Genomic DNA, 17,954 nt, shown 5'->3' with positions numbered 1-17,954 from the left:
TCACGGCGTGACCTCGGCCAGGTTGCCCTTGGCCTGCAGCCACTCGCGGCGATCGCCGGCGCGTTTCTTGGCCAGCAGCATGTCCATCAACTCGTGCGTCTCGTCCCCCTCGCTGCGGGTCAGCTGCACCAGGCGGCGCGTCTCCGGCGCCATGGTGGTCTCGCGCAGCTGCAGCGCGCTCATCTCGCCGAGGCCCTTGAAGCGCGTCACGGTGACCTTGCCCTTGAGATTGTCCGCCTCGATCCGGTGCAACACGCCGCGACGTTCGGCGTCGTCCAGCGCGTAGAACACCTGCTTGCCGATATCGATGCGGAACAACGGCGGCATGGCGACGTAGACGTGGCCTGCGTCCACCAGCGCGGGAAAATGGCGCACGAACAGCGCACACAAGAGGGTGGCGATATGCAGCCCGTCGGAATCCGCGTCGGCGAGGATGCAGATGCGGTTGTAGCGCAGCCCCCGCAGGTCGCCGGAGCCCGGATCGACGCCGAGCGCGACGCTGATGTCGTGGACTTCCTGCGAGCCGAGCACTTCGGCGGAATCGACTTCCCACGTGTTGAGGATCTTGCCGCGCAACGGCATGACGGCCTGGAATTCCCGATCGCGGGCCTGCTTGGCGGAGCCGCCCGCGGAATCGCCCTCGACGAGGAACAGCTCGGAACGCTCCGAGTCCTGCGCGCTGCAATCGGCGAGCTTGCCGGGCAGGGCCGGGCCGCTGACGACGCGCTTGCGCACCACCTTTTTGCTGGCCTTGAGCCGCGCGCTGGCATTGGCGATCGCCAGCTGGGCGATGCTCTCGCCGGCCTCCGGGTGCTGGTTCAGCCAGATGGCGAGGGCGTCCTTGACGGTGCCGGAAACGAAGGCGGCGCACTCGCGCGAGCTGAGCCGCTCCTTGGTCTGGCCGGAGAACTGCGGGTCCTCGAGCTTGACCGACAACACGTAGGCCACCTGCGCCCAGACGTCGTCCGGTGCGAGGCGCACCCCGCGAGGCAGCAGGTTGCGAAACTCGCAGAACTCCCGCAGCGCATCCGTCAGCCCCGCGCGAAAGCCGTTCACGTGGGTGCCGCCCTGCACGGTGGGAATGAGGTTGACGTAGCTCTCGGCGACCGGCTCTCCGTCTTCGGGCAGCCACGCGAGGGCCCAGTCGGCCGATTCCGTGCCGCCCTGCACGCTGCCGGTGAACGGCGTGGCGGGGATGGCCGCGAGCCCCTGCAGGGCCTCCGCGAGGTAGTCCCCGAGCCCGCCCTCGTAATGCCAGGTCTCCGTCTCCTGGCTCGCCTCCTGGTGCAACGTGACCTGCAGGCCCGGGCACAACACGGCCTTGGCGCGTAACAGGTGTCGCAGGCGCGGCACGGAGAATTTCGGCGAGTCGAAATACTTCTCGTCGGGCCAGAAGCGGATGGTGGTGCCGGTATTGTTCCTGCCGACGGTGCCGACGACCTCGAGTTCGCCGCTCTTGTCGCCGCCGCGGAAGCTCATGTTGTGTTCTTTACCGCCGCGCCGGATCCACACCTCGAGGTTGCGCGACAGCGCGTTGACGACGGACACGCCGACACCGTGCAGTCCGCCCGAGTAGCGATAGTTCTTGTTGGAAAACTTGCCGCCCGCGTGGAGCCGCGTGAGGATCAGTTCGACGCCGGGGATTTTTTCCTGCGGGTGGATGTCCACCGGCATCCCGCGGCCGTCGTCCTCGACCTGCAGTGAGCCGTCGCGAAACAGCGTCACGACGATCCGCTTGCAATGCCCGGAGATGGCCTCGTCCACGCTGTTGTCCACCACCTCCTGGGCAAGGTGGTTGGGCCGCGACGTGTCCGTGTACATCCCCGGCCTGCGCCGGACCGGATCAAGCCCGCTGAGGACCTCGATCGAGGAGGCGTTGTAATCCTGGCTCATGGGTTTCCTGCAATCCCGGGCAGGTGCGCCCGGGCCGCCGGAATTCTAACAGTTCGACGCCCCGCGGGTGCGGTTCGACGCCGCGCGCCGGCGCCGACCCGCGACGCAGGCGCGCTGCACGTCCGGGCTTCGCTCAGGCCAGGTCGTTGACCAGGGAGGCGCGCACCGCGTCGGGCACGCTGACGACGACCTTGAGGTTCTCGTGGTCCGCGCCCATGGCGAGCCCCGCGCCGCCCTTGAGCGCCATGACCATGTCCGGATCGAGCTCGAAGCGCATGAAATGCACCGAGGAGGTCTTCTCTTCGGTATCGCGCTCCAGGTCCTCGTCGGCGATCGCGTAGACCTTGTCGTGCCCGTCGACCTGCACCCAGACCTTGTCTTCGACGCCGATCAGCTGGGCGAGCGCGACCTTGCGTTCCGCGACGTCCGGATACTCGAGCATGAAGGTCGCTTTCCAGTTGCTGCCGTCGGGGATGAGCGGGTTGTAGGCGGACAGCTCTTCCTCGATGCCCTCGGCCTCGAAAATCCGCTCGATGCGCAGCATTTCCTGCACCTGGTACTGGATCGTCAGGTCGTCCTCGAAATAGAGCGTGGCATTGGGGCCGAGTTCCACCTGGCGATTCTTCTTGTGGCCGAGCACCTTGGCCCGGAACGCGGGACGCTCACGCGCGTACTGCTCGAGGCTCATCAGGTCGCTTGCGTTCAAATGACTCATCGGTCTTTCTCCGTAATGCTTCTGGCGGTCGTGCGCAGCCCGGTTCAGAGGCCGTAGGCGATGCGCAGCAGGGTGATGGGGTGCTTCGCCGTGGTGCCGTTGTCCAGGCCGTGCGCGATCTGCTGCCCGGCCATCGGGCAGTCGCTGACCAGGTGATCGGGTTCGGCGCTCTTGACCTTGTTGACCACGGGACGCGCGATCTTGACGGAGTTCTCGTGGAACTCCTTCTTCACCGCATAAGTGCCGTCATGTCCCGAGCAACGCTCGATGGCCTCGATCTTCGTGTCCTGCACGAGCGCCAGGATGTCGCGCGTCTTCAGGCCGATATTCTGCACCCGGAGGTGGCAGGGGACCTGGTAACTGACCTTGCCCAGCGACTTGGCGAAATCCGTGCGCAGCTTGCCGGCCTTGTGGCGCAACGACAGGTACTCGAAGGGATCGAATATCGCCGCGGCGACTTTCTTCACGTCCTCCCGGTCGGGAAACAGCAGCGGCAGCTCCTGCTTGAACATCAGCACGCAGGACGGCACCGCGGCGACCAGGTCCCAGCCCTCGTCCACCGCGCGCGCGAGCACGGGAATGTTCGCCTCCATGGCGCGCTCGACGGCCTCGAAATCGCCGAGTTCCATCTTCGGCATGCCGCAGCACTGTTCCTTGTCCACGAGGCGGACCGGGATGCCGTTGTACTCGAACACCTTGGCGAGATCCTCGCCGATCTCCGGACTGTTGCGGTTGCCGTAGCACGTGGCGAACAGGGCCACGCGGCCGCGCGTGCCCTCCGTCGGCGTCCCGACGGCGTCGGCGGGCCGGCCCTGCAGGCGGCTGCGCATGCTCTTCGAGTGGTACTTCGGCAAGGGCGCGTCGCGATGCACGCCGAGGACACTCTCCAGGAGCTTGCGGCCACCGGACGATGCATTGACCGCGTTGACCACCTCGGAGACCACCGGAATGCCTGCGAGGCGTCCGACGGCATCGGTCGAGGTGAGGATGCGATCCCTGCGGCTGGCGCCTTCCTTGCGGAAGCGCACGGCCTTGCCACGCAGCATCAGGTGCGGGAAATCGACGTTCCAGGGATGCGGCGGCACGTAGGGACACTTCGACATGTAACACATGTCGCAGAGATAGCAGTGGTCCACCACCTTCCAGTAGACCTCCCGCGCCACCCCGTCCACTTCCCCCGTGTCCGATTCGTCCACGGCATCGAAGAGCGTCGGGAAGGAGTTGCACAGGTTGAAGCAGCGCCGGCATCCGTGACAGATGTCGAACACGCGCTCCATTTCCTTGAACATGTTCTCCTCGTCCCAGAACTCCGGGGACTTCCAGTCGATCGGATGGCGGGTCGGGGCCTCGAGACTGCCTTCGCGACGGTGATTATCGACGGACATCGGAAAACTCCTTGGGGGTCCGGTCTGTGCCGGCTACGGGCGCGCCCGCCGGCGGCATGCCCGAAGGTCACGCCCGTGCCGGCCGGCAGGCCGCTCCTGGTGGAAAACGGAATGCGCCGCCGGCCGGGCCGGCGGCGCCCCGTCGTTACGATCGATCAGGCGTCGAGGTTGTCCAGCGCCTTCTGGAACCGGTTGGCATGGCTGCGCTCGGCCTTCGCCAGCGTCTCGAACCAGTCCGCGATTTCGTCGAAGCCCTCGTCGCGGGCCGTCTTGGCCATGCCCGGGTACATGTCGGTGTACTCGTGGGTCTCGCCCGCGATCGCGGCCTTCAGGTTGTCGGACGTGCCGCCGATCGGCAGGCCGGTGGCCGGATCGCCGACCGCTTCGAGGTACTCCAGGTGCCCGTGGGCATGGCCGGTTTCGCCTTCGGCCGTGGACCGGAACACGGTCGCGACATCGTTGTAACCCTCGACGTCGGCCTTGGACGCGAAGTACAGGTAACGGCGGTTGGCCTGCGATTCGCCCGCGAAAGCCTCCTTGAGGTTGTTCTCGGTGTTGCTGCCCTTGAGATTAGACATGGATCGTATCCTCCTGAATGGGTTTCTTGCCTGGCGCGCGGCCTGGATCAAGCTTGCGCGACCGCAAATGCGATCTGGACTCAATTTAGACTTAGTCTAAATCACCGTCGGAAGGTTACGGCGGCGCCCTGCGCCTGTCAACAATTGCAGGGTCGCCGCATGCGCGAGAACTGCGCTACGGATTGATTCCGCGAAGGCCGCGCCGGTATCGTAGCGACCATCAACCCAGACCCAGCGTGTCCCGATGCCCAAAGGAAAATCCGCAGCGCCTGCCGTTCCGGAAGAGGTGGAACCGGAAGAGGTGGAAACACTCGATTTCGAGCAGGCGCTGGCCGCGCTGGAGCAGCTCGTGGGCGAGCTGGAAGGCGGCGACCAACCCCTGGAGGCGTCGCTCGCCGCCTTCGAGCGCGGCGTGGCCCTGACGCGCCGCTGCCAGTCGGCGCTGCGGGCCGCGGAACAGAAAGTGGAAATCCTCTCCCGCAATACCGTCGACGGGGAACTGCAGCCGTTCGAGCCCGAACAGTGAAGCCCGAGGAACGGCTCGCCGCCTCCGGCGTCCGCGTGGAACGCTGCCTCGAGCGCTGGCTCCCCGTGGCCTCCGCCGAGCCGCGTCGCCTCCACGAGGCGATGCGCTACGCGGTGCTCGGCGGCGGCAAGCGCGTGCGCCCCGCGCTGGTCTACTTCACCGGCGCCGCGCTCGGGCTGCCGGAAACGCGACTCGATGGACCGGCAGCCGCGGTGGAACTGATCCATGCCTACTCGCTGGTCCACGACGACCTGCCGGCGATGGACGACGACGACCTCCGGCGCGGCCGCCCCACCTGTCACCGCGCCTACGACGAAGCCACGGCGATCCTCGTCGGCGATGCGCTGCAGGTCCTCGCGCTGGAAATCCTCGCCGTCGATCCGGAAATGGTGCGAAATCCCGCGCAACGGCTCGAGATCATCCGCCTCCTGGCGCGCGCCTCGGGCACCGCGGGCATGGCCGGCGGACAGGCCGTGGACCTCGAGGCGGCCGGACAGACATTGCCGATCGCCGCGCTGGAACGGATGCACCGGCTGAAGACCGGCGCGCTGATCCACGCCAGCGTGATGATGGCGGCCGCCAGCGCCGACGGGCTCGACGCGTCGTTCACCGCCGCACTCGACACCTACGGCGCCGCCATCGGCCTCGCCTTCCAGATCCAGGACGATATTCTCGACGTGGAGGGCGACGCGGACGTGCTCGGCAAGCGCACCCAGGCCGACGCGGCACGCGCCAAGCCGAACTACCCGAGCATCGTCGGACTGCCGGAGGCGAAGGCGCGGCTGCGGGAACTGCACGACGAGGCGCTGGAGGCGCTGGCGGTCTTCGGTGCCGAAGCCGAAGCCCTGCGCTGGCTGTCGGGCTGGCTGACCGAACGTCGCCATTGACGCCCGGTCGCGCCCCTCGCCGGCCGACGTGTGGATACGCCGTGCGGCGCGCCTTGGACAGGACCCGGCATCTGGCGGATAATCAGGTGCTTCGACCTCGCGCCGGCCGACAGAACGTGAAGTGAATATGGGTCTCGAAGAGAGATTTCCCCTGCTGTCGCAAATCCAGGGCCCGGCCGACCTCAGGGCGTTGCCGGAAGACGCGCTCGGGCCGGTCACGGAAGAGCTGCGCGCCTACCTCGTCGAGACCATGGCCAGGACGGGCGGCCATTTTGCGGCCAACCTCGGCACCGTCGAACTCGCCACCGTGCTGCATTTCGTGTTCGACACGCCGGAAGACCGGCTCGTCTGGGACGTCGGCCACCAGGCCTACCCGCACAAGATCCTGACCGGACGCCGGGACCGCCTTGCGAGCATCCGCCAGCTGGGCGGCCTCGCGCCTTTCCCGACGCGCTTCGAGAGCCCTTACGACACCTTCGGGGTCGGCCACTCCAGCACTTCGGTCAGCGCCGCCCTGGGCATGGCCATCGCCGCCAAGCAACGGGGCGAGCGGCGCCGCGTCGTGGCGATCATCGGCGACGGCGCGCTGACGGCCGGGCAGGCCTACGAGGCCCTGTGCCATGCGGGCAGCCTGGATGTCGACCTGCTGGTGATCCTCAACGACAACGACATGTCGATCTCCGAGAACGTCGGCGCGATGTCCCATTACCTCGCGCGCGTCCTGTCCGGCAAGCTCTATTCGCAGATCCGCGAGGGCAGCAAGAAGCTCATCAGGCGCATGCCCACGGTGTGGGAACTCGCCCGGCGCTCCGAGGAACACGTCAAGGGCATGGTGTTGCCCGGCACGCTGTTCGAGGAGCTGGGCATGAACTACATCGGCCCGGTGGACGGACACGACGTCGACGTGCTCCTGAAGACCCTGCGCAACGTGCGCGATCTGCCCGGACCGCAGTTCCTGCACGTCGTGACCCGCAAGGGCAAGGGCTATGCGCCGGCCGAAGCCGACCCGATCGCCTGGCACGGCCCCGGCCCCTTCGACCCGGAGCGCGGGGTCATCCACAAGGCGCCGTCCAAGGGGAAAACCTATTCGGCGATCTTCGGCGACTGGCTGTGCGACATGGCGGAGGCGGACGAACGGGTCGTCGGCATCACCCCGGCGATGCGCGAAGGCTCGGGCATGGTCGAGTACTCGCGGCGTTTCCCGGAGCGCTATTTCGACGTCGGCATCTGCGAACAGCACGCCGTGACGCTCGGTGCAGGGCTCGCCTGCGAGGGCGTGCGCCCGGTGGTCGCCATTTATTCCAGCTTCCTGCAGCGGGCCTACGACCAGCTGATCCACGACGTCGCGCTGCAGAACCTGCCGGTGGTGTTCGCGCTCGACCGCGGCGGCCTCGTCGGCAACGACGGCCCCACGCATCACGGCGCCTACGATCTTTCGTTCCTGCGCTGCATTCCCAACATGGTGGTGATGGCGCCGGCCGACGAAAACGAGTGCCGGCAGATGTTGTACACCGGGATCACCCTGGACGGCCCAAGCGCCGTGCGCTACCCGCGGGGCCACGGCCCGGGCGCGCCCATCGAGACGGCCATGCGCGCGCTGCCGCTGGGCAAGGCCGAGCTGCGTCGTCGTGGACGCCGCCTGGCATTTCTCGCCTTCGGCGCCATGGTGCCCGTGGCGGAACAGGTGGCCGAAGAGCTCGACGCTACCGTCGTGAACATGCGCTTCGTCAAGCCCCTCGACGAGGAAATGGTGCTGGCGATGGCGGACAGCCACGACGCGCTGGTCACCCTCGAGGACAATGCCGTCATGGGCGGAGCGGGCAGTGCCGTGGGCGAGTGCCTGGCCGCGCACCGCAGCGTCGTCCCCGTCCTCAATATCGGGATCGGCGATCACTTCATCGAGCACGGCTCGCGTGATGAGTGCCTCGTCGCCGCGGGCCTGGACGCGGCGTCGATACTCGAAAAAGTACGCGCCTGGCGCCGGCGCCCGGAACTTCGGACCGTCGGGGAAGCCTGAAACTCCGACACCATTGAATCCTGCGCGCGGGCTGCGCCGAAATGAGGGGTCAGCCGCCCGTCACGAGACACGTCACCGGGGGCACGCGAGCCCGGTCAAGCCGGGCATGAGCTTGGACAGAATGCCCAACCGGGGAAGCGAATATGAAAGATATCAGTGAGGCCGGAACCATCAGCATCGATCCGATAGCGGACGTCCAGGGGAGCGCCGACCTGCGCCAGATTCCCATCAACAAGGTGGGCATCAAGGACATATATCACCCGGTACGCATCCAGGAACGGGCCGGTGGCGAGCAGCACACCGTGGCCAACTTCAACATGTACGTGGACCTGCCGCACAATTTCAAGGGCACCCACATGTCCCGCTTCGTGGAGATCCTCAACAACCACGAACGCGAGATCTCGGTGAAGTCCTTCCGCGATATCATGACCGAACTCACGGAGCGGCTTGACGCCGAGTCCGGCCACATCGAGATGACCTTCCCGTACTTCGTCAACAAGGCCGCCCCGGTCTCCGGCGTGCAGAGCCTGCTGGACTACAAGGCGAGCCTGATCGGCGAACGCAGGGGCAACGAGAGCATCATCTGGGCCAAGGTCGTCGTGCCGGTCACCAGCCTGTGCCCGTGCTCGAAGAAGATCTCCGACTACGGCGCCCACAACCAGCGTTCCCACGTGACGATCGCGGTCAAGGTGGACGGCTTCGTGTGGCTCGAGGAACTGATCGAACTGGCCGAGCAGGAGGCTTCCTGCGAGCTGTTCGGCATTCTCAAGCGGCCCGACGAAAAGTGGGTCACCGAGCGCGCCTACGACAATCCCAAGTTCGTCGAGGACCTCGTGCGCGACATCGCCGTGCGCCTGAACGCCGACGACCGCATTCGCGCCTACACGGTGGAGTCGGAGAACTTCGAGTCCATCCACAACCACTCGGCCTACGCCATGATCTCGCGCGACAAGGACGTGGACGGCCCGCTGCCGCGCTAGGCGCGAATTCTGCCCAAGCCTCCAACCGCAGGCTCCGCACGGAACTCGGAGCGCCGGCCCCCGTAAAGCCGCGCTCAGCCCGCCTTGCGCGGGCGGGGGCTCAGCCACATGTGGATATCCGCGTCGGCGACCGTCTCGCCCGCCTCGTCCTCGAGCGTCACGTGGATGGTCGCGGCATAGGGTTCCGTCGCCGTCACCAGCGGCGTCGCGGGCTTAGCCACCGCCGTGATCCGCCCTGTCGCCTTGCGCAGGTAACGGACCGTCATGTCCTGCGGGATCCAGCGCATGTCGCGCGGGATGCTGACATCGGTCACGAGCCCGGCGCACAACTCCGCCAGATTGCACAGCGCGATCGCGTGTACCGTGCCGATGTGATTCTGCACCCGCCGCCGCTGCCTGAGCCAGGCCTCGCAATGCCCCGGCTCCAGGCGCACGAGCCGCGGCGCGATCGAAGCGAAATACGGCGCCTTCAGGCAGACGATCCGCGTGAACGCCCACCGCCCGAGCCCGCTGCCCCCGAGCCGCCGCCAGAGACGCATCGCCTGCACTTCGCTCGCCATGTCGCTGCCCCTTCGGCCGCCCGGATCGATGCGGAATCATGCCCGAGAATCGCGCCGGGCGTCACTCGACCGCAAGCGCCACGGCTGCTGATCCACGGCGAGGCCATCGGCTGCTGATCGACCGCGGGCGCACAACGGCCGGAAGCCGACCGCAGGCTCAGCTGGTACTGATCGACCGCGGGCGCGCGGCGCCATAGGCCGGCCTGCGCTCAAACAAGGAAAAACTCGCTCGGCCGGCCTATGACACCCCCCACCCGCTGCCCGGATAACGAGAGGAACGCCGTCGGCCACCCGCCCTCGCAACGCTACCGGTCGAAGCGCCGCCCACCACTTGCACCGCAGCGGGCCGGCGACGCGTGAAGGCCGCCCGGGGAGCTAAAGATTTCGCCGAGCCCGGCGGCCTTCGCGTGGCGCCGGACCGCGGTCCACCAGCGAACCGCCGGACCGCGGTCGAACAGCTGCACCGCAGCGGGCCGGTGACGCGTGAGGGCCACCGGGCGAGCTAAAGACTTCGCCGAGCCCGGGGGCCCTCATGCGGTGCCGGATCGCGGTCGAACGGCTAACCGGCGCCGGACCGCGGTCGATCAGCCGAGCCGCAGCGGGCCGGCGACGCGTGAGGGCCGCCGGGGGAGCTAAAGATTTCGCCGAGCCCGGCGGCCCTCATGCGGTGCCGGACCGCGGTCGACCGGTCGGGCGGGGTCAGGCGTTCGGGTGCCCATGCCCCTGCAACCGCTGGATCAACGTCTGCAGGAACATCCGGTTGAAGCGCAGCTGGCACGCCGCGGAGAGCGTCTCCAGCAGGGTCGAACTCACCTGCAGCAACGTGACCGGCTCGAGCGCCCGGATGGTCGCCTGGCGACGTGCATTGGGCACCACGCTGCTCTCGCCGAAACAGTCGCCCGGAGAGAGCTGTCCCAGCTGCTTGCCGTCCACTTCGACGGCCACGTCGCCGCGCACGATGATGTAGAAACGATCGTCCATCTCGCCCTGGCGCACGATGTCCTGCAGGGGGGCATACTCGCGCCACTCCGCGGCCTTGAGCAGCTCGCGGATCTCGGTGTGCGAGAAGTCGTGGAAAAAGCGCAGCCCGCGCAGGATCGCGACACGCTCGCGTTCATCGAGGGCATCGCGCGTATTGCGCAGCGTCTGGTGGATGCGGGTCAGCGCCGCCGCGAACTCCAGGCCGTTGCTGTAGCGGTCCTCCGGCTTCTTGCGCATCGCGCGCCACACGACCTCTTCCAGCTCCTCGGGCACCTCGGGACGCAGCTTGTGGATCGGGTGCGGCGTGGCGAAGACGATCTGGTGCAGCAGCTTGGCCAGGTTGGAGGCCTTGAACGGGCGGCGGCCGGTGAGGAGTTCGTAGGCCACCGCACCGAGCGCGTAGAGATCCGAGCGCGGCCCGATCTCTTCGGCCTTGATCTGCTCCGGCGACATGTAGCTCGGCGAGCCGGCGACCCCGCGAATGACGGAGACCTCGGTATCGACGCACACGGCGATGCCGAAATCGATCACGCGCACTTCGTTGGCCATGGTCAGCATGATGTTGCTGGGCTTGATGTCGCGATGCACGACACCGCGGGTGTGGGCGTAGTGCATCGCCCGCACGGTGTTGAAGATGACCCGGACGACTTCCTCGATCGGCAGCAGGTTGTCGGGCCGGCAATAGGCGGACAGCGTCCGCGCGCCGTGCACGTGCTCCATCACGACGTAGTAGCGGCCGTCCTCCTCGCCTGCGTCGTAGATGGGGAGAATGTTCGGGTGCTGGAGGCGGCCGACCATCTGCGCCTCGTTGAAGAACATCTTGCGCGCGACCTGCAGCTCCGCCTCGTCTTCGCCGCTGGGCTCCTTGTAGAGCTTGATGGCGACGTCCCGCCCGTAGAAGGGGTCGTGCGACAGGTACACCGTTCCGGAGCTGCCCCGTCCGACTTCGCGGATGATGCTGTATTTGCCGATCTTCGAGGGCATTTTTCCACGGCCTGCGGGCGCGGCGGCAAGATCGTTTTCTTCAGCGCTCATTGAATCCCCAAGACGAACATGATCGCGAGCAGCACCAGTGCGCCCCAGACCGCCGCCATGATGTCGTCCACCATAATGCCGAAGCCGCCCTTCAAGCCGTGATCCAGTTGGCGAATCGGCCACGGCTTGGCGATATCGAAATAGCGGAAAACCACGAAGCCCGCGAGCGCCCAGGGCCAGCCGGCCGGCACCACGAGCATCAGCGCCAGGTAGCCGACGATCTCGTCCCAGACGATCCCGGGATGATCGTGAACCCCCAGGCGGCGGGCACTCTCGCCGCACAGCCAGATGCCGATGAGAAACATCAGCACGACGATCCCGATCCGGATTTCCAGTCCCAGGGGCCGCAGCAAGGGATCGAGCAGGACACCCACCAGGGTGCCCGCCGTGCCGGGGCCGCGGGGGACGAGTCCCGTGCCGAAGCCGAGTGCGAAGAAATGCACCGGGTCCAGCAGCAGGCGCGGCGAGAGCTTCATGACGCGGTGGCGCCGAAATGGTCCCAGCCGGCGCCCGGCACCTGCACGGCCCGCCCGTCCCGGCAGCACTCGAGGCCCGGCCCGGCCGTGATCACGCCGATGCGCGACGGTGCCACCGGCCACGCGGTCGCGACGCGTTGCAGCTCTTCGTCGCGCGACGGCGGCACGGTGAAACACAGCTCGTAGTCGTCGCCGCCGCGCAATGCCATGGCCTCGCCGGTGGATGCGCCATGCGCAGCGGCCGCCGCCGCTATCGGGATATCCTCGAGATCGAGCACCGCGCCGACGCCGCTCGACTCCAGCACATGGCCGAGATCCTGGGCGAGCCCGTCGGAGACGTCGATGGCGGCGCTGGCGATGCCGCGCAGCGCGGCGCCTTCGAGAAGGCGAGGCTGCGGCCTCAGGAATGCCGCCGCCGCGTCGGCCTCCCCCCGCTGCCAGGCCGCCAGCCCGGCCGCGCCGCCGCCGAGTGCGCCCGTGACCCAGATGCCGTCCCCGGGCGCCGCGCCGCGGCGCCGCAGCGCCTCGCCCGACGGCACGAAGCCGGTGAGTGCAAAGCTGACGGCCAGCGGCCCGCGCACCGTATCCCCGCCCACCAGGTCCAGGCCGAACGCCTGCGCCAGCTCGCCCACGCCGCGCGCGAACTCATCGAGCCAGGCGTCGTCCGCCCGCGGCATGGCCAGCGACAAGAGGCCCCAGGCGGGCATCGCGCCCATGGCCGCCAGGTCGGAGAGGTTCACGGCGAGACTCCGCCAGCCGACGTCCGCCGGCGGCATGCCGACCGGGAAATGCACGCCTTCCAGGCAGGTGTCGATGGTCTGCACGAGATCGCAATCCGGCGGCGGGCGCAGCAACGCGGCGTCGTCTCCCGGCCCGGCCAGGACGTCGCGGCGCCGGATCGGGACCGCGGCCACGAGCCGTGCGATGAGGTCGAATTCGCCCCGGCTCACGTCTCGCCCCGGTACCACCGGGGCGCAATCTCGCGCACGATCGGCCCGTCCGTGGCCAGCGCGTGGCAGCCGTCGAGATGCCCCGGCTTGCTTTGCGCCCCTTCGGTGACGGCCTCGTCGCGGCTGCGCAGCGGCATGATGGTCTGCAGCGCGACCACCGCCAGCTCCTGCGCCAGGCGTGTCAGGTGCGTGCAGCCGGCCACGCCGCCCAGCTCTTTCATCACCAGCTTGGTCCAGCCCGGGCGCAACGCGGTGCCGACCAGGTTTCGATAGGCCGGTTCGATCTCCGCACAATTGGGAAAGGGGTTCGCATCCGAGGCGACCTCGATATCGCGGATCACCAGCTGCTCGTCGAGCGTCACGCGCATCTTCATGTCGTGCACCGGCATGCCGGCTTCGACGCGGCCACGGTAGCGGCTGTCGAAGCCGTAATCCTTGGTATCGGTCATCCGGCCCTCGATATCCCACAGGCCGTCCGCGCGCCGGAAACCCCGGCAATGGATCTCGCGATGATGGATCGGTTCGCGTGCTGCGGGCTCGCTCAACGGCATGCGCCGGCCTCCTCCCGGTTCGGGTTCACTCGGCTCAGCCCGCGGCACCGGTCTCGAGCGCGCGATAGCGGCGCGCAGCCCGGTCCAGCAAGGCATTGACGAAGCGATGGCTGTCACTGCCGCCATAACGCCGGCAGAGATCGACAGCCTCGTTGATGACGACGCGCCACGGGATTTCCACGCGGTGGGCCAGCTCGTAAAGCCCGATGAGGAGCACGCCGTGCTCCACCGGGTCGAGCTGCGCGGTCGGCCGGTCCGAGAACTCCCCCAGGACCGCGTCGAGTTCCGCGCTGCGCTCCGTGACCTGCATCACGAGCTCCTTGAAGAACTCCGTGTCGGCGGCCGGCGTCATGCGCTCGGCCAGGAACTCGAGCAGGACGTCCTGGCCCCGCTGCCCACCCAACTGCCACTGGTAAAGTGCCTGGAGCGCGAGTTCGCGCGAGGCGCTGCGGCCACGCCGCGGGCGACGATGGGGGGTTTCGGTCACGGCTCAGGACTCGAGCTGCGGCAACAGGCGCACCATCTCGATCGCGGACATCGCGGCGTCCGCACCCTTGTTGCCGGCCTTGGTGCCGGCGCGCTCGAGCGCCTGTTCGATGGAATCGGTGGTCAGCACGCCGAAGGCCACGGGCACATCGCCCGCGAGCCCGGCCTGGGCCACGCCCTTGGCGCATTCTCCGGCGACGAAATCGAAATGCGGCGTCGCGCCGCGGATCACTGCGCCGAGCGCGATGATCGCGTCGTAGCGCCGGCTGCCCGCCAGCTTCTTCACCGCCCAGGGCATCTCCCACGCGCCGGGCACGCGCACGAGGGTGATGTCCTTCTGGCTGGCGCCATGGCGCAGCAGCGCATCCACCGCGCCGCGCACCAGGCTGTCGACGATGAACTCGTTGAACCGTGCCGCGACGATGGCGATGCGCAGGTCGCGCGCCGACAGGTCGCCCTCGATCGTTCTCAGCTTGTCCATGAAACTCTGTGCCTCCCGGCGACCGTCTACTGGTTCACGTAGTCGACGACCTCGAGCCCGAAGCCCGAGAGGCCGTACATCTGTTTCGGCGCGGAGAGGACGCGCATCCGCCGCACGCCGAGGTTCCTGAGGATCTGCGCGCCGATGCCGTAGGTGCGCAGCACGCGCGACTCCTGGCCGTCACGGTGATCGCCCGGCGCGAGGGGGCGGCCCGACAACAGCGCCACGGAATCCACCAGCTCGCGGGGCAGCTCGTGGCGCCGCAGCAGTACGACGATGCCCGCCTCCTCCCGCGCGATACGCTCCATCGCGCTGCGCAGCGGCCAGCCCAGTTGTGGCGCCTGCACGCCGACGAGGTCGCGCAGCGTGTCCGTCAGCTGCACGCGCACCAGCGGCACGGACGAGGGTCCGATCTCCCCGCGAATCAGCGCCAGGTGCACGTCCTGGTGAACATGATCCTCGAAGCACACCAGCCGGAAGGTGCCGAACTCGGTTTCCACCAGGTCCTCGGAAATCAGCTCGACCGATTCCTCTTTCTCCAGCCGGTAGCGGATGAGCTGCGCGATGGTGCACATCCGCAGGCCGTGGCCGCGGGCGAAGGACACGAGGTCCGGGCGGCGCGCCATGGTGCCGTCCTCGTTGAGAATCTCGACGATCACCGCGGCGGGCTCGAGGCCGGCCAGCCGCGCGAGGTCGCACCCCGCCTCCGTGTGCCCCGCGCGCGTGAGCACACCACCGGGCTGGCCCATGAGCGGGAAAATATGTCCCGGCTGGCGCAGATCCTCGGGGCGCGCGCCGGGCGCCACCGCGGTACGGATGGTGTGAGCGCGGTCATGCGCGGAAATCCCCGTGGTGACGCCCTCGGCGGCCTCGATCGACAGGGTGAAATTCGTGCTCCGCGCCCGGTCGGTGCCGCTGACCATCAGCGGCAGGCGCAGCTGCTCGCAGCGCGCCGGGGTGAGCGTCAGGCAGATCAGCCCGCGGCCGTAGCGCGCCATGAAGTTGATGTCCTCCGCCCGCACCATCGAGGCGGCCATGAGAAGGTCGCCCTCGTTCTCGCGATCCTCGTCGTCGAGGACGATCACCATCCGCCCGGCCCGCAGGTCGGCCAGCACGTCCTCGATCGCATCGAGGCGGAATCCCTCGTCTTTGAGTTCAGTGACCTTTGACAAAACCGTAATCCTCCAGCCGCGCGCGGGTCAGTCCGCCGGGTTCACCGACGAGCCGTTCCAGGTAACGCGCGACGATATCCACTTCGAGATTGACCCGGGAACCGCTGCGATAGCCGCCGAAGCCCGTGGCTTCGAGCGTATGGGGCACGATGTTCACGCTGAAAGTCGAACCCTCGACTCCATTGACCGTGAGACTGACCCCGTCGATGCAGATCGAGCCCTTGCGGGCCAGGTAACGCGCCAGCTCGTCCGGCACGCGGCAGACGAAGCGTACCGAGCGACCGTCGTCCACCCGGCTCTCGATGCGGCCGATCCCGTCCACATGACCCGTGACGAGATGCCCGCCGAGCGGCTTGGACAATGTCAGCGCTCGCTCGAGATTGACCGGGCTGCCCCGCTCCAGCGCGCCGAGGGTGGTCAGGGAGAGGCTTTCGCGCGAAACGTCGGCCGAAAACGTCGAGCCGGACACCTCGACGGCCGTCAGGCAGCAGCCGTTCACGGCAATGCTGTCGCCGATGGCCGTCGCCGCGAGGTCGAGGGCGCCGCAGTCGATCGACAGGCGCAGGTCGCCGCCGCGCGGTTCCAGCGCGCTGACTCGGCCGACGGCCTCGATGATGCCGGTGAACATGGTCCGGACTCCTGCCCAAGGGTCACGTCACGCCGGAACCGCGACGATCCGCAGATCCTCGCCGCACGGCGTGACGTCGATAAAACGCCATTGTAACCGCTCCGCCATCCTCGTCAGGCCCGGCAGCGCGAACATGCCCCGTGCACCGGCGCCCATCAGGACGGGCGCGAGATAGACGACCAGGCGATCCACGAGCCCCGCCGCGACGAAGGCGCCGGCCAGCGCAGGGCCGGCCTCGACCAGCACCTCGTTGCATTCGCGCGCCGCCAGGGCGGCCAGCAGCGCCTCGAGATCGAGCCCGCCGGGTTTCAGCGGCAGCGCCGTCACTTCGGCGCCGGCCGTGCGCAATTCGTCGGCGCGCGCTCCCTCGGTGCGCGTCGTGCAGACCAGCGCATGGCCCGGCGGCGCCAGGATCCGGGCCTGCGGATCGATGCGCAGGTCGCCGTCGAGCACCACGCGAAGCGGCTGGCGTCCGTGCGTGAGCGTATCGGGAAGACGCAGGTCGAGGCGCGGGTCGTCGGCCAGCACCGTGCCGATCCCGGTGACGATCGCGCAGCTCTCGCCGCGCCAGCGCTGCACGTCCGCGCGGGCCTCGCCACCCGTGATCCAGCGACTCTCGCCGGAGGCCATGGCCGTGCGGCCGTCCAGGCTCGCGCCGAGCTTCAGGGTCACCCGCGGACGCCCGCGCGTCATGCGGCTGATGAAGCCCGCATTGAGCGCCGTCGCCTCCTCGGCCATCAGCCCGCTCTCGACCTCGATCCCGGCGGCCCGGAGGGCGGCGAAACCCTGTCCCGCGACGCGCGGGTTCGGGTCCTGGAGCGCCGCGACCACCCGCGCGACGCCCGCGGCGATCAACGCCTCGGCGCAGGGCGGCGTGCGCCCGTGGTGGCTGCAGGGTTCCAGCCCGAGGTAGGCGGTGGCGCCCCGCGCACGCGTGCCGGCCGCCGCGAGCGCCGCGACCTCGGCGTGCGGGCCGCCGGTCCGCAGATGGCGGCCTTCGCCGAGCAGGGTGTCGCCCGAGGCGATGACACAACCCACGCGCGGGTTGGGTGCGGCGCTGTACAGGCCGTCCCGCGCCAGTTCGAGCGCACGCGCCATCCAGCGTCGATCGACCGCCGTTGCGGCGGCCGGACCGCTCACTTGCTGCGCTCCCGCGGCAACAACGACATCTGCTCGCGGCCCACGGGTGCGGCATCACGCAGGCGCTCGATCTCCTGGCGAAATTCCTCGATGTCCTGGAAGCTGCGATAGACCGAGGCGAAGCGCACGTAGGCCACCTCGTCGAGCTGGCGCAGTTCGTCCATCACCAGCTGCCCGAGAAAACTCGAGGGCAGTTCGCGTTCGCCGGTCGCCAGGAGCCGCTGCAGGATGCGCGAAATGGCTGCCTCGACGTCCTCGGCCGCCACCGGGCGCTTTTCCAGCGCACGCATCACGCCGGCCCGCAACTTGGCCTCGTCGAAGGGTTCGCGCCGGTCGTCGCGCTTCACCAGGCGCGGCAGGACGAGTTCCGCGGTCTCGAAGGTCGTGAAGCGTTCGTCGCAGCCGAGACACTGGCGCCGCCGACGGATCTGCAGGCCGTCGCCCGCGAGGCGCGAGTCGATGACCTTGGTCTCCTCGTGGCGACAGAAGGGACAGTGCATCTTGCCTCCGGGC

Annotated in this window: 19 protein-coding genes; 4 read left to right on the top strand and 15 right to left on the bottom strand. The window is 68.4% G+C overall.

The window, feature by feature from the left end; all coding sequences use genetic code 11:
• The 4 genes from parE to G6032_RS11265 all read right to left on the bottom strand — a co-directional run bounded on the left by parE (position 1) and on the right by G6032_RS11265 (position 4,571).
• Positions 1-1,893 (bottom strand): DNA topoisomerase IV subunit B, encoded by a 1,893-nt coding sequence (gene parE, locus G6032_RS11280; RefSeq protein ID WP_165282258.1) that lies wholly within the window; start codon positions 1,891-1,893, stop codon positions 1-3.
• A gap of 133 nt (positions 1,894-2,026) precedes the next feature.
• Positions 2,027-2,608, bottom strand: coding sequence for a DUF3501 family protein (locus tag G6032_RS11275; RefSeq protein ID WP_165282257.1), 582 nt, complete (start codon positions 2,606-2,608; stop codon positions 2,027-2,029).
• 44 nt (positions 2,609-2,652) lie between these two features.
• Positions 2,653-3,993, bottom strand: a complete 1,341-nt coding sequence (locus tag G6032_RS11270) for a heterodisulfide reductase-related iron-sulfur binding cluster (protein ID WP_165282256.1) — start codon at positions 3,991-3,993, stop codon at positions 2,653-2,655.
• A 155-nt stretch (positions 3,994-4,148) separates the two neighbouring features.
• On the bottom strand, positions 4,149-4,571 hold the full coding sequence (locus G6032_RS11265; protein ID WP_165282255.1) for a rubrerythrin family protein: 423 nt from the start codon (positions 4,569-4,571) through the stop codon (positions 4,149-4,151).
• A gap of 244 nt (positions 4,572-4,815) precedes the next feature.
• On the opposite strand from G6032_RS11265, the gene G6032_RS11260 reads away from it, so the two are divergent.
• From G6032_RS11260 to folE2, 4 genes are all read left to right on the top strand, one after another.
• Complete coding sequence (locus tag G6032_RS11260) at positions 4,816-5,097, top strand: exodeoxyribonuclease VII small subunit (RefSeq protein ID WP_165282254.1); 282 nt, start codon at positions 4,816-4,818, stop codon at positions 5,095-5,097.
• A complete protein-coding gene (locus G6032_RS11255; RefSeq protein ID WP_346763809.1) occupies positions 5,094-5,984 on the top strand; it encodes a farnesyl diphosphate synthase in 891 nt (296 codons plus the stop codon). Before G6032_RS11260 ends, G6032_RS11255 begins: the two co-directional genes overlap by 4 nt.
• Before the next feature lie 127 nt (positions 5,985-6,111).
• Positions 6,112-8,001 (top strand): 1-deoxy-D-xylulose-5-phosphate synthase, encoded by a 1,890-nt coding sequence (gene dxs / locus G6032_RS11250; protein ID WP_165282253.1) that lies wholly within the window; start codon positions 6,112-6,114, stop codon positions 7,999-8,001.
• A 143-nt stretch (positions 8,002-8,144) separates the two neighbouring features.
• Positions 8,145-8,981 carry a GTP cyclohydrolase FolE2 gene (folE2, locus tag G6032_RS11245; RefSeq protein ID WP_165282252.1) on the top strand — a complete coding sequence of 279 codons (837 nt, stop codon included), beginning with the start codon at positions 8,145-8,147 and terminating at the stop codon, positions 8,979-8,981.
• 74 nt (positions 8,982-9,055) lie between these two features.
• Here folE2 and G6032_RS11240 read toward each other — a convergent pair whose 3' ends face one another.
• The 11 genes from G6032_RS11240 to nrdR all read right to left on the bottom strand — a co-directional run bounded on the left by G6032_RS11240 (position 9,056) and on the right by nrdR (position 17,941).
• Complete coding sequence (locus G6032_RS11240; protein ID WP_165282251.1) at positions 9,056-9,541, bottom strand: hotdog fold domain-containing protein; 486 nt, start codon at positions 9,539-9,541, stop codon at positions 9,056-9,058.
• A gap of 699 nt (positions 9,542-10,240) precedes the next feature.
• Entirely contained in the window at positions 10,241-11,557 is a 1,317-nt protein-coding gene (locus G6032_RS11235) for a serine/threonine-protein kinase (protein WP_165282250.1), read from the bottom strand.
• Positions 11,554-12,033, bottom strand: a complete 480-nt coding sequence (locus G6032_RS11230; protein WP_165282249.1) for a phosphatidylglycerophosphatase A — start codon at positions 12,031-12,033, stop codon at positions 11,554-11,556. Before G6032_RS11230 ends, G6032_RS11235 begins: the two co-directional genes overlap by 4 nt.
• Positions 12,030-12,983, bottom strand: a complete 954-nt coding sequence (gene thiL / locus G6032_RS11225) for a thiamine-phosphate kinase (protein ID WP_165282248.1) — start codon at positions 12,981-12,983, stop codon at positions 12,030-12,032. The genes G6032_RS11230 and thiL overlap by 4 nt, the downstream gene beginning before the upstream one ends.
• Positions 12,980-13,534: a DUF2889 domain-containing protein gene (locus G6032_RS11220; RefSeq protein WP_165282247.1), complete on the bottom strand. Its 555-nt coding sequence runs from the start codon at positions 13,532-13,534 to the stop codon at positions 12,980-12,982. Before G6032_RS11220 ends, thiL begins: the two co-directional genes overlap by 4 nt.
• A 34-nt stretch (positions 13,535-13,568) precedes the next feature.
• A complete protein-coding gene (nusB, locus tag G6032_RS11215; protein WP_165282246.1) occupies positions 13,569-14,021 on the bottom strand; it encodes a transcription antitermination factor NusB in 453 nt (150 codons plus the stop codon).
• Positions 14,022-14,024: 3 nt separating this feature from the next.
• Positions 14,025-14,501, bottom strand: coding sequence for a 6,7-dimethyl-8-ribityllumazine synthase (gene ribE / locus G6032_RS11210; protein WP_165282245.1), 477 nt, complete (start codon positions 14,499-14,501; stop codon positions 14,025-14,027).
• A 26-nt stretch (positions 14,502-14,527) separates the two neighbouring features.
• The gene (ribB, locus tag G6032_RS11205) at positions 14,528-15,673 is read right to left on the bottom strand and encodes a 3,4-dihydroxy-2-butanone-4-phosphate synthase (RefSeq protein WP_276611018.1); all 1,146 of its coding nucleotides are present in this window, start codon (positions 15,671-15,673) and stop codon (positions 14,528-14,530) included.
• On the bottom strand, positions 15,657-16,301 hold the full coding sequence (locus tag G6032_RS11200; protein ID WP_165282244.1) for a riboflavin synthase: 645 nt from the start codon (positions 16,299-16,301) through the stop codon (positions 15,657-15,659). The genes ribB and G6032_RS11200 overlap by 17 nt, the downstream gene beginning before the upstream one ends.
• A 27-nt stretch (positions 16,302-16,328) precedes the next feature.
• Positions 16,329-17,441 (bottom strand): bifunctional diaminohydroxyphosphoribosylaminopyrimidine deaminase/5-amino-6-(5-phosphoribosylamino)uracil reductase RibD, encoded by a 1,113-nt coding sequence (gene ribD, locus G6032_RS11195; protein ID WP_346763808.1) that lies wholly within the window; start codon positions 17,439-17,441, stop codon positions 16,329-16,331.
• On the bottom strand, positions 17,438-17,941 hold the full coding sequence (nrdR, locus tag G6032_RS11190; RefSeq protein WP_165282243.1) for a transcriptional regulator NrdR: 504 nt from the start codon (positions 17,939-17,941) through the stop codon (positions 17,438-17,440). Before nrdR ends, ribD begins: the two co-directional genes overlap by 4 nt.
• Positions 17,942-17,954 lie beyond the last annotated feature (13 nt).

Source organism: Wenzhouxiangella sp. XN24, assembly GCF_011064545.1.
GTDB lineage: Bacteria > Pseudomonadota > Gammaproteobacteria > Steroidobacterales > XN24 > XN24.
Note: the sequence above shows the minus strand (reverse complement) of the source record. Positions and strands in the feature narration are given on the sequence as shown.

Bases quoted from the DNA above. Each gene is read 5' to 3' on its own strand.
- ribE (WP_165282245.1), bottom strand. From the start codon at position 14,501: ATGGACAAGCTGAGAACGATCGAGGGCGACCTGTCGGCGCGCGACCTG.
- nrdR (WP_165282243.1), bottom strand. From the start codon at position 17,941: ATGCACTGTCCCTTCTGTCGCCACGAGGAGACCAAGGTCATCGACTCG.
- G6032_RS11270 (WP_165282256.1), bottom strand. From the start codon at position 3,993: ATGTCCGTCGATAATCACCGTCGCGAAGGCAGTCTCGAGGCCCCGACC.
- G6032_RS11230 (WP_165282249.1), bottom strand. From the start codon at position 12,033: ATGAAGCTCTCGCCGCGCCTGCTGCTGGACCCGGTGCATTTCTTCGCA.
- folE2 (WP_165282252.1), top strand. From the start codon at position 8,145: ATGAAAGATATCAGTGAGGCCGGAACCATCAGCATCGATCCGATAGCG.
- G6032_RS11275 (WP_165282257.1), bottom strand. From the start codon at position 2,608: ATGAGTCATTTGAACGCAAGCGACCTGATGAGCCTCGAGCAGTACGCG.
- G6032_RS11200 (WP_165282244.1), bottom strand. From the start codon at position 16,301: ATGTTCACCGGCATCATCGAGGCCGTCGGCCGAGTCAGCGCGCTGGAA.
- dxs (WP_165282253.1), top strand. From the start codon at position 6,112: ATGGGTCTCGAAGAGAGATTTCCCCTGCTGTCGCAAATCCAGGGCCCG.
- G6032_RS11240 (WP_165282251.1), bottom strand. From the start codon at position 9,541: ATGGCGAGCGAAGTGCAGGCGATGCGTCTCTGGCGGCGGCTCGGGGGC.
- G6032_RS11265 (WP_165282255.1), bottom strand. From the start codon at position 4,571: ATGTCTAATCTCAAGGGCAGCAACACCGAGAACAACCTCAAGGAGGCT.
- parE (WP_165282258.1), bottom strand. From the start codon at position 1,893: ATGAGCCAGGATTACAACGCCTCCTCGATCGAGGTCCTCAGCGGGCTT.
- G6032_RS11260 (WP_165282254.1), top strand. From the start codon at position 4,816: ATGCCCAAAGGAAAATCCGCAGCGCCTGCCGTTCCGGAAGAGGTGGAA.
- G6032_RS11220 (WP_165282247.1), bottom strand. From the start codon at position 13,534: ATGCCGTTGAGCGAGCCCGCAGCACGCGAACCGATCCATCATCGCGAG.
- G6032_RS11235 (WP_165282250.1), bottom strand. From the start codon at position 11,557: ATGAGCGCTGAAGAAAACGATCTTGCCGCCGCGCCCGCAGGCCGTGGA.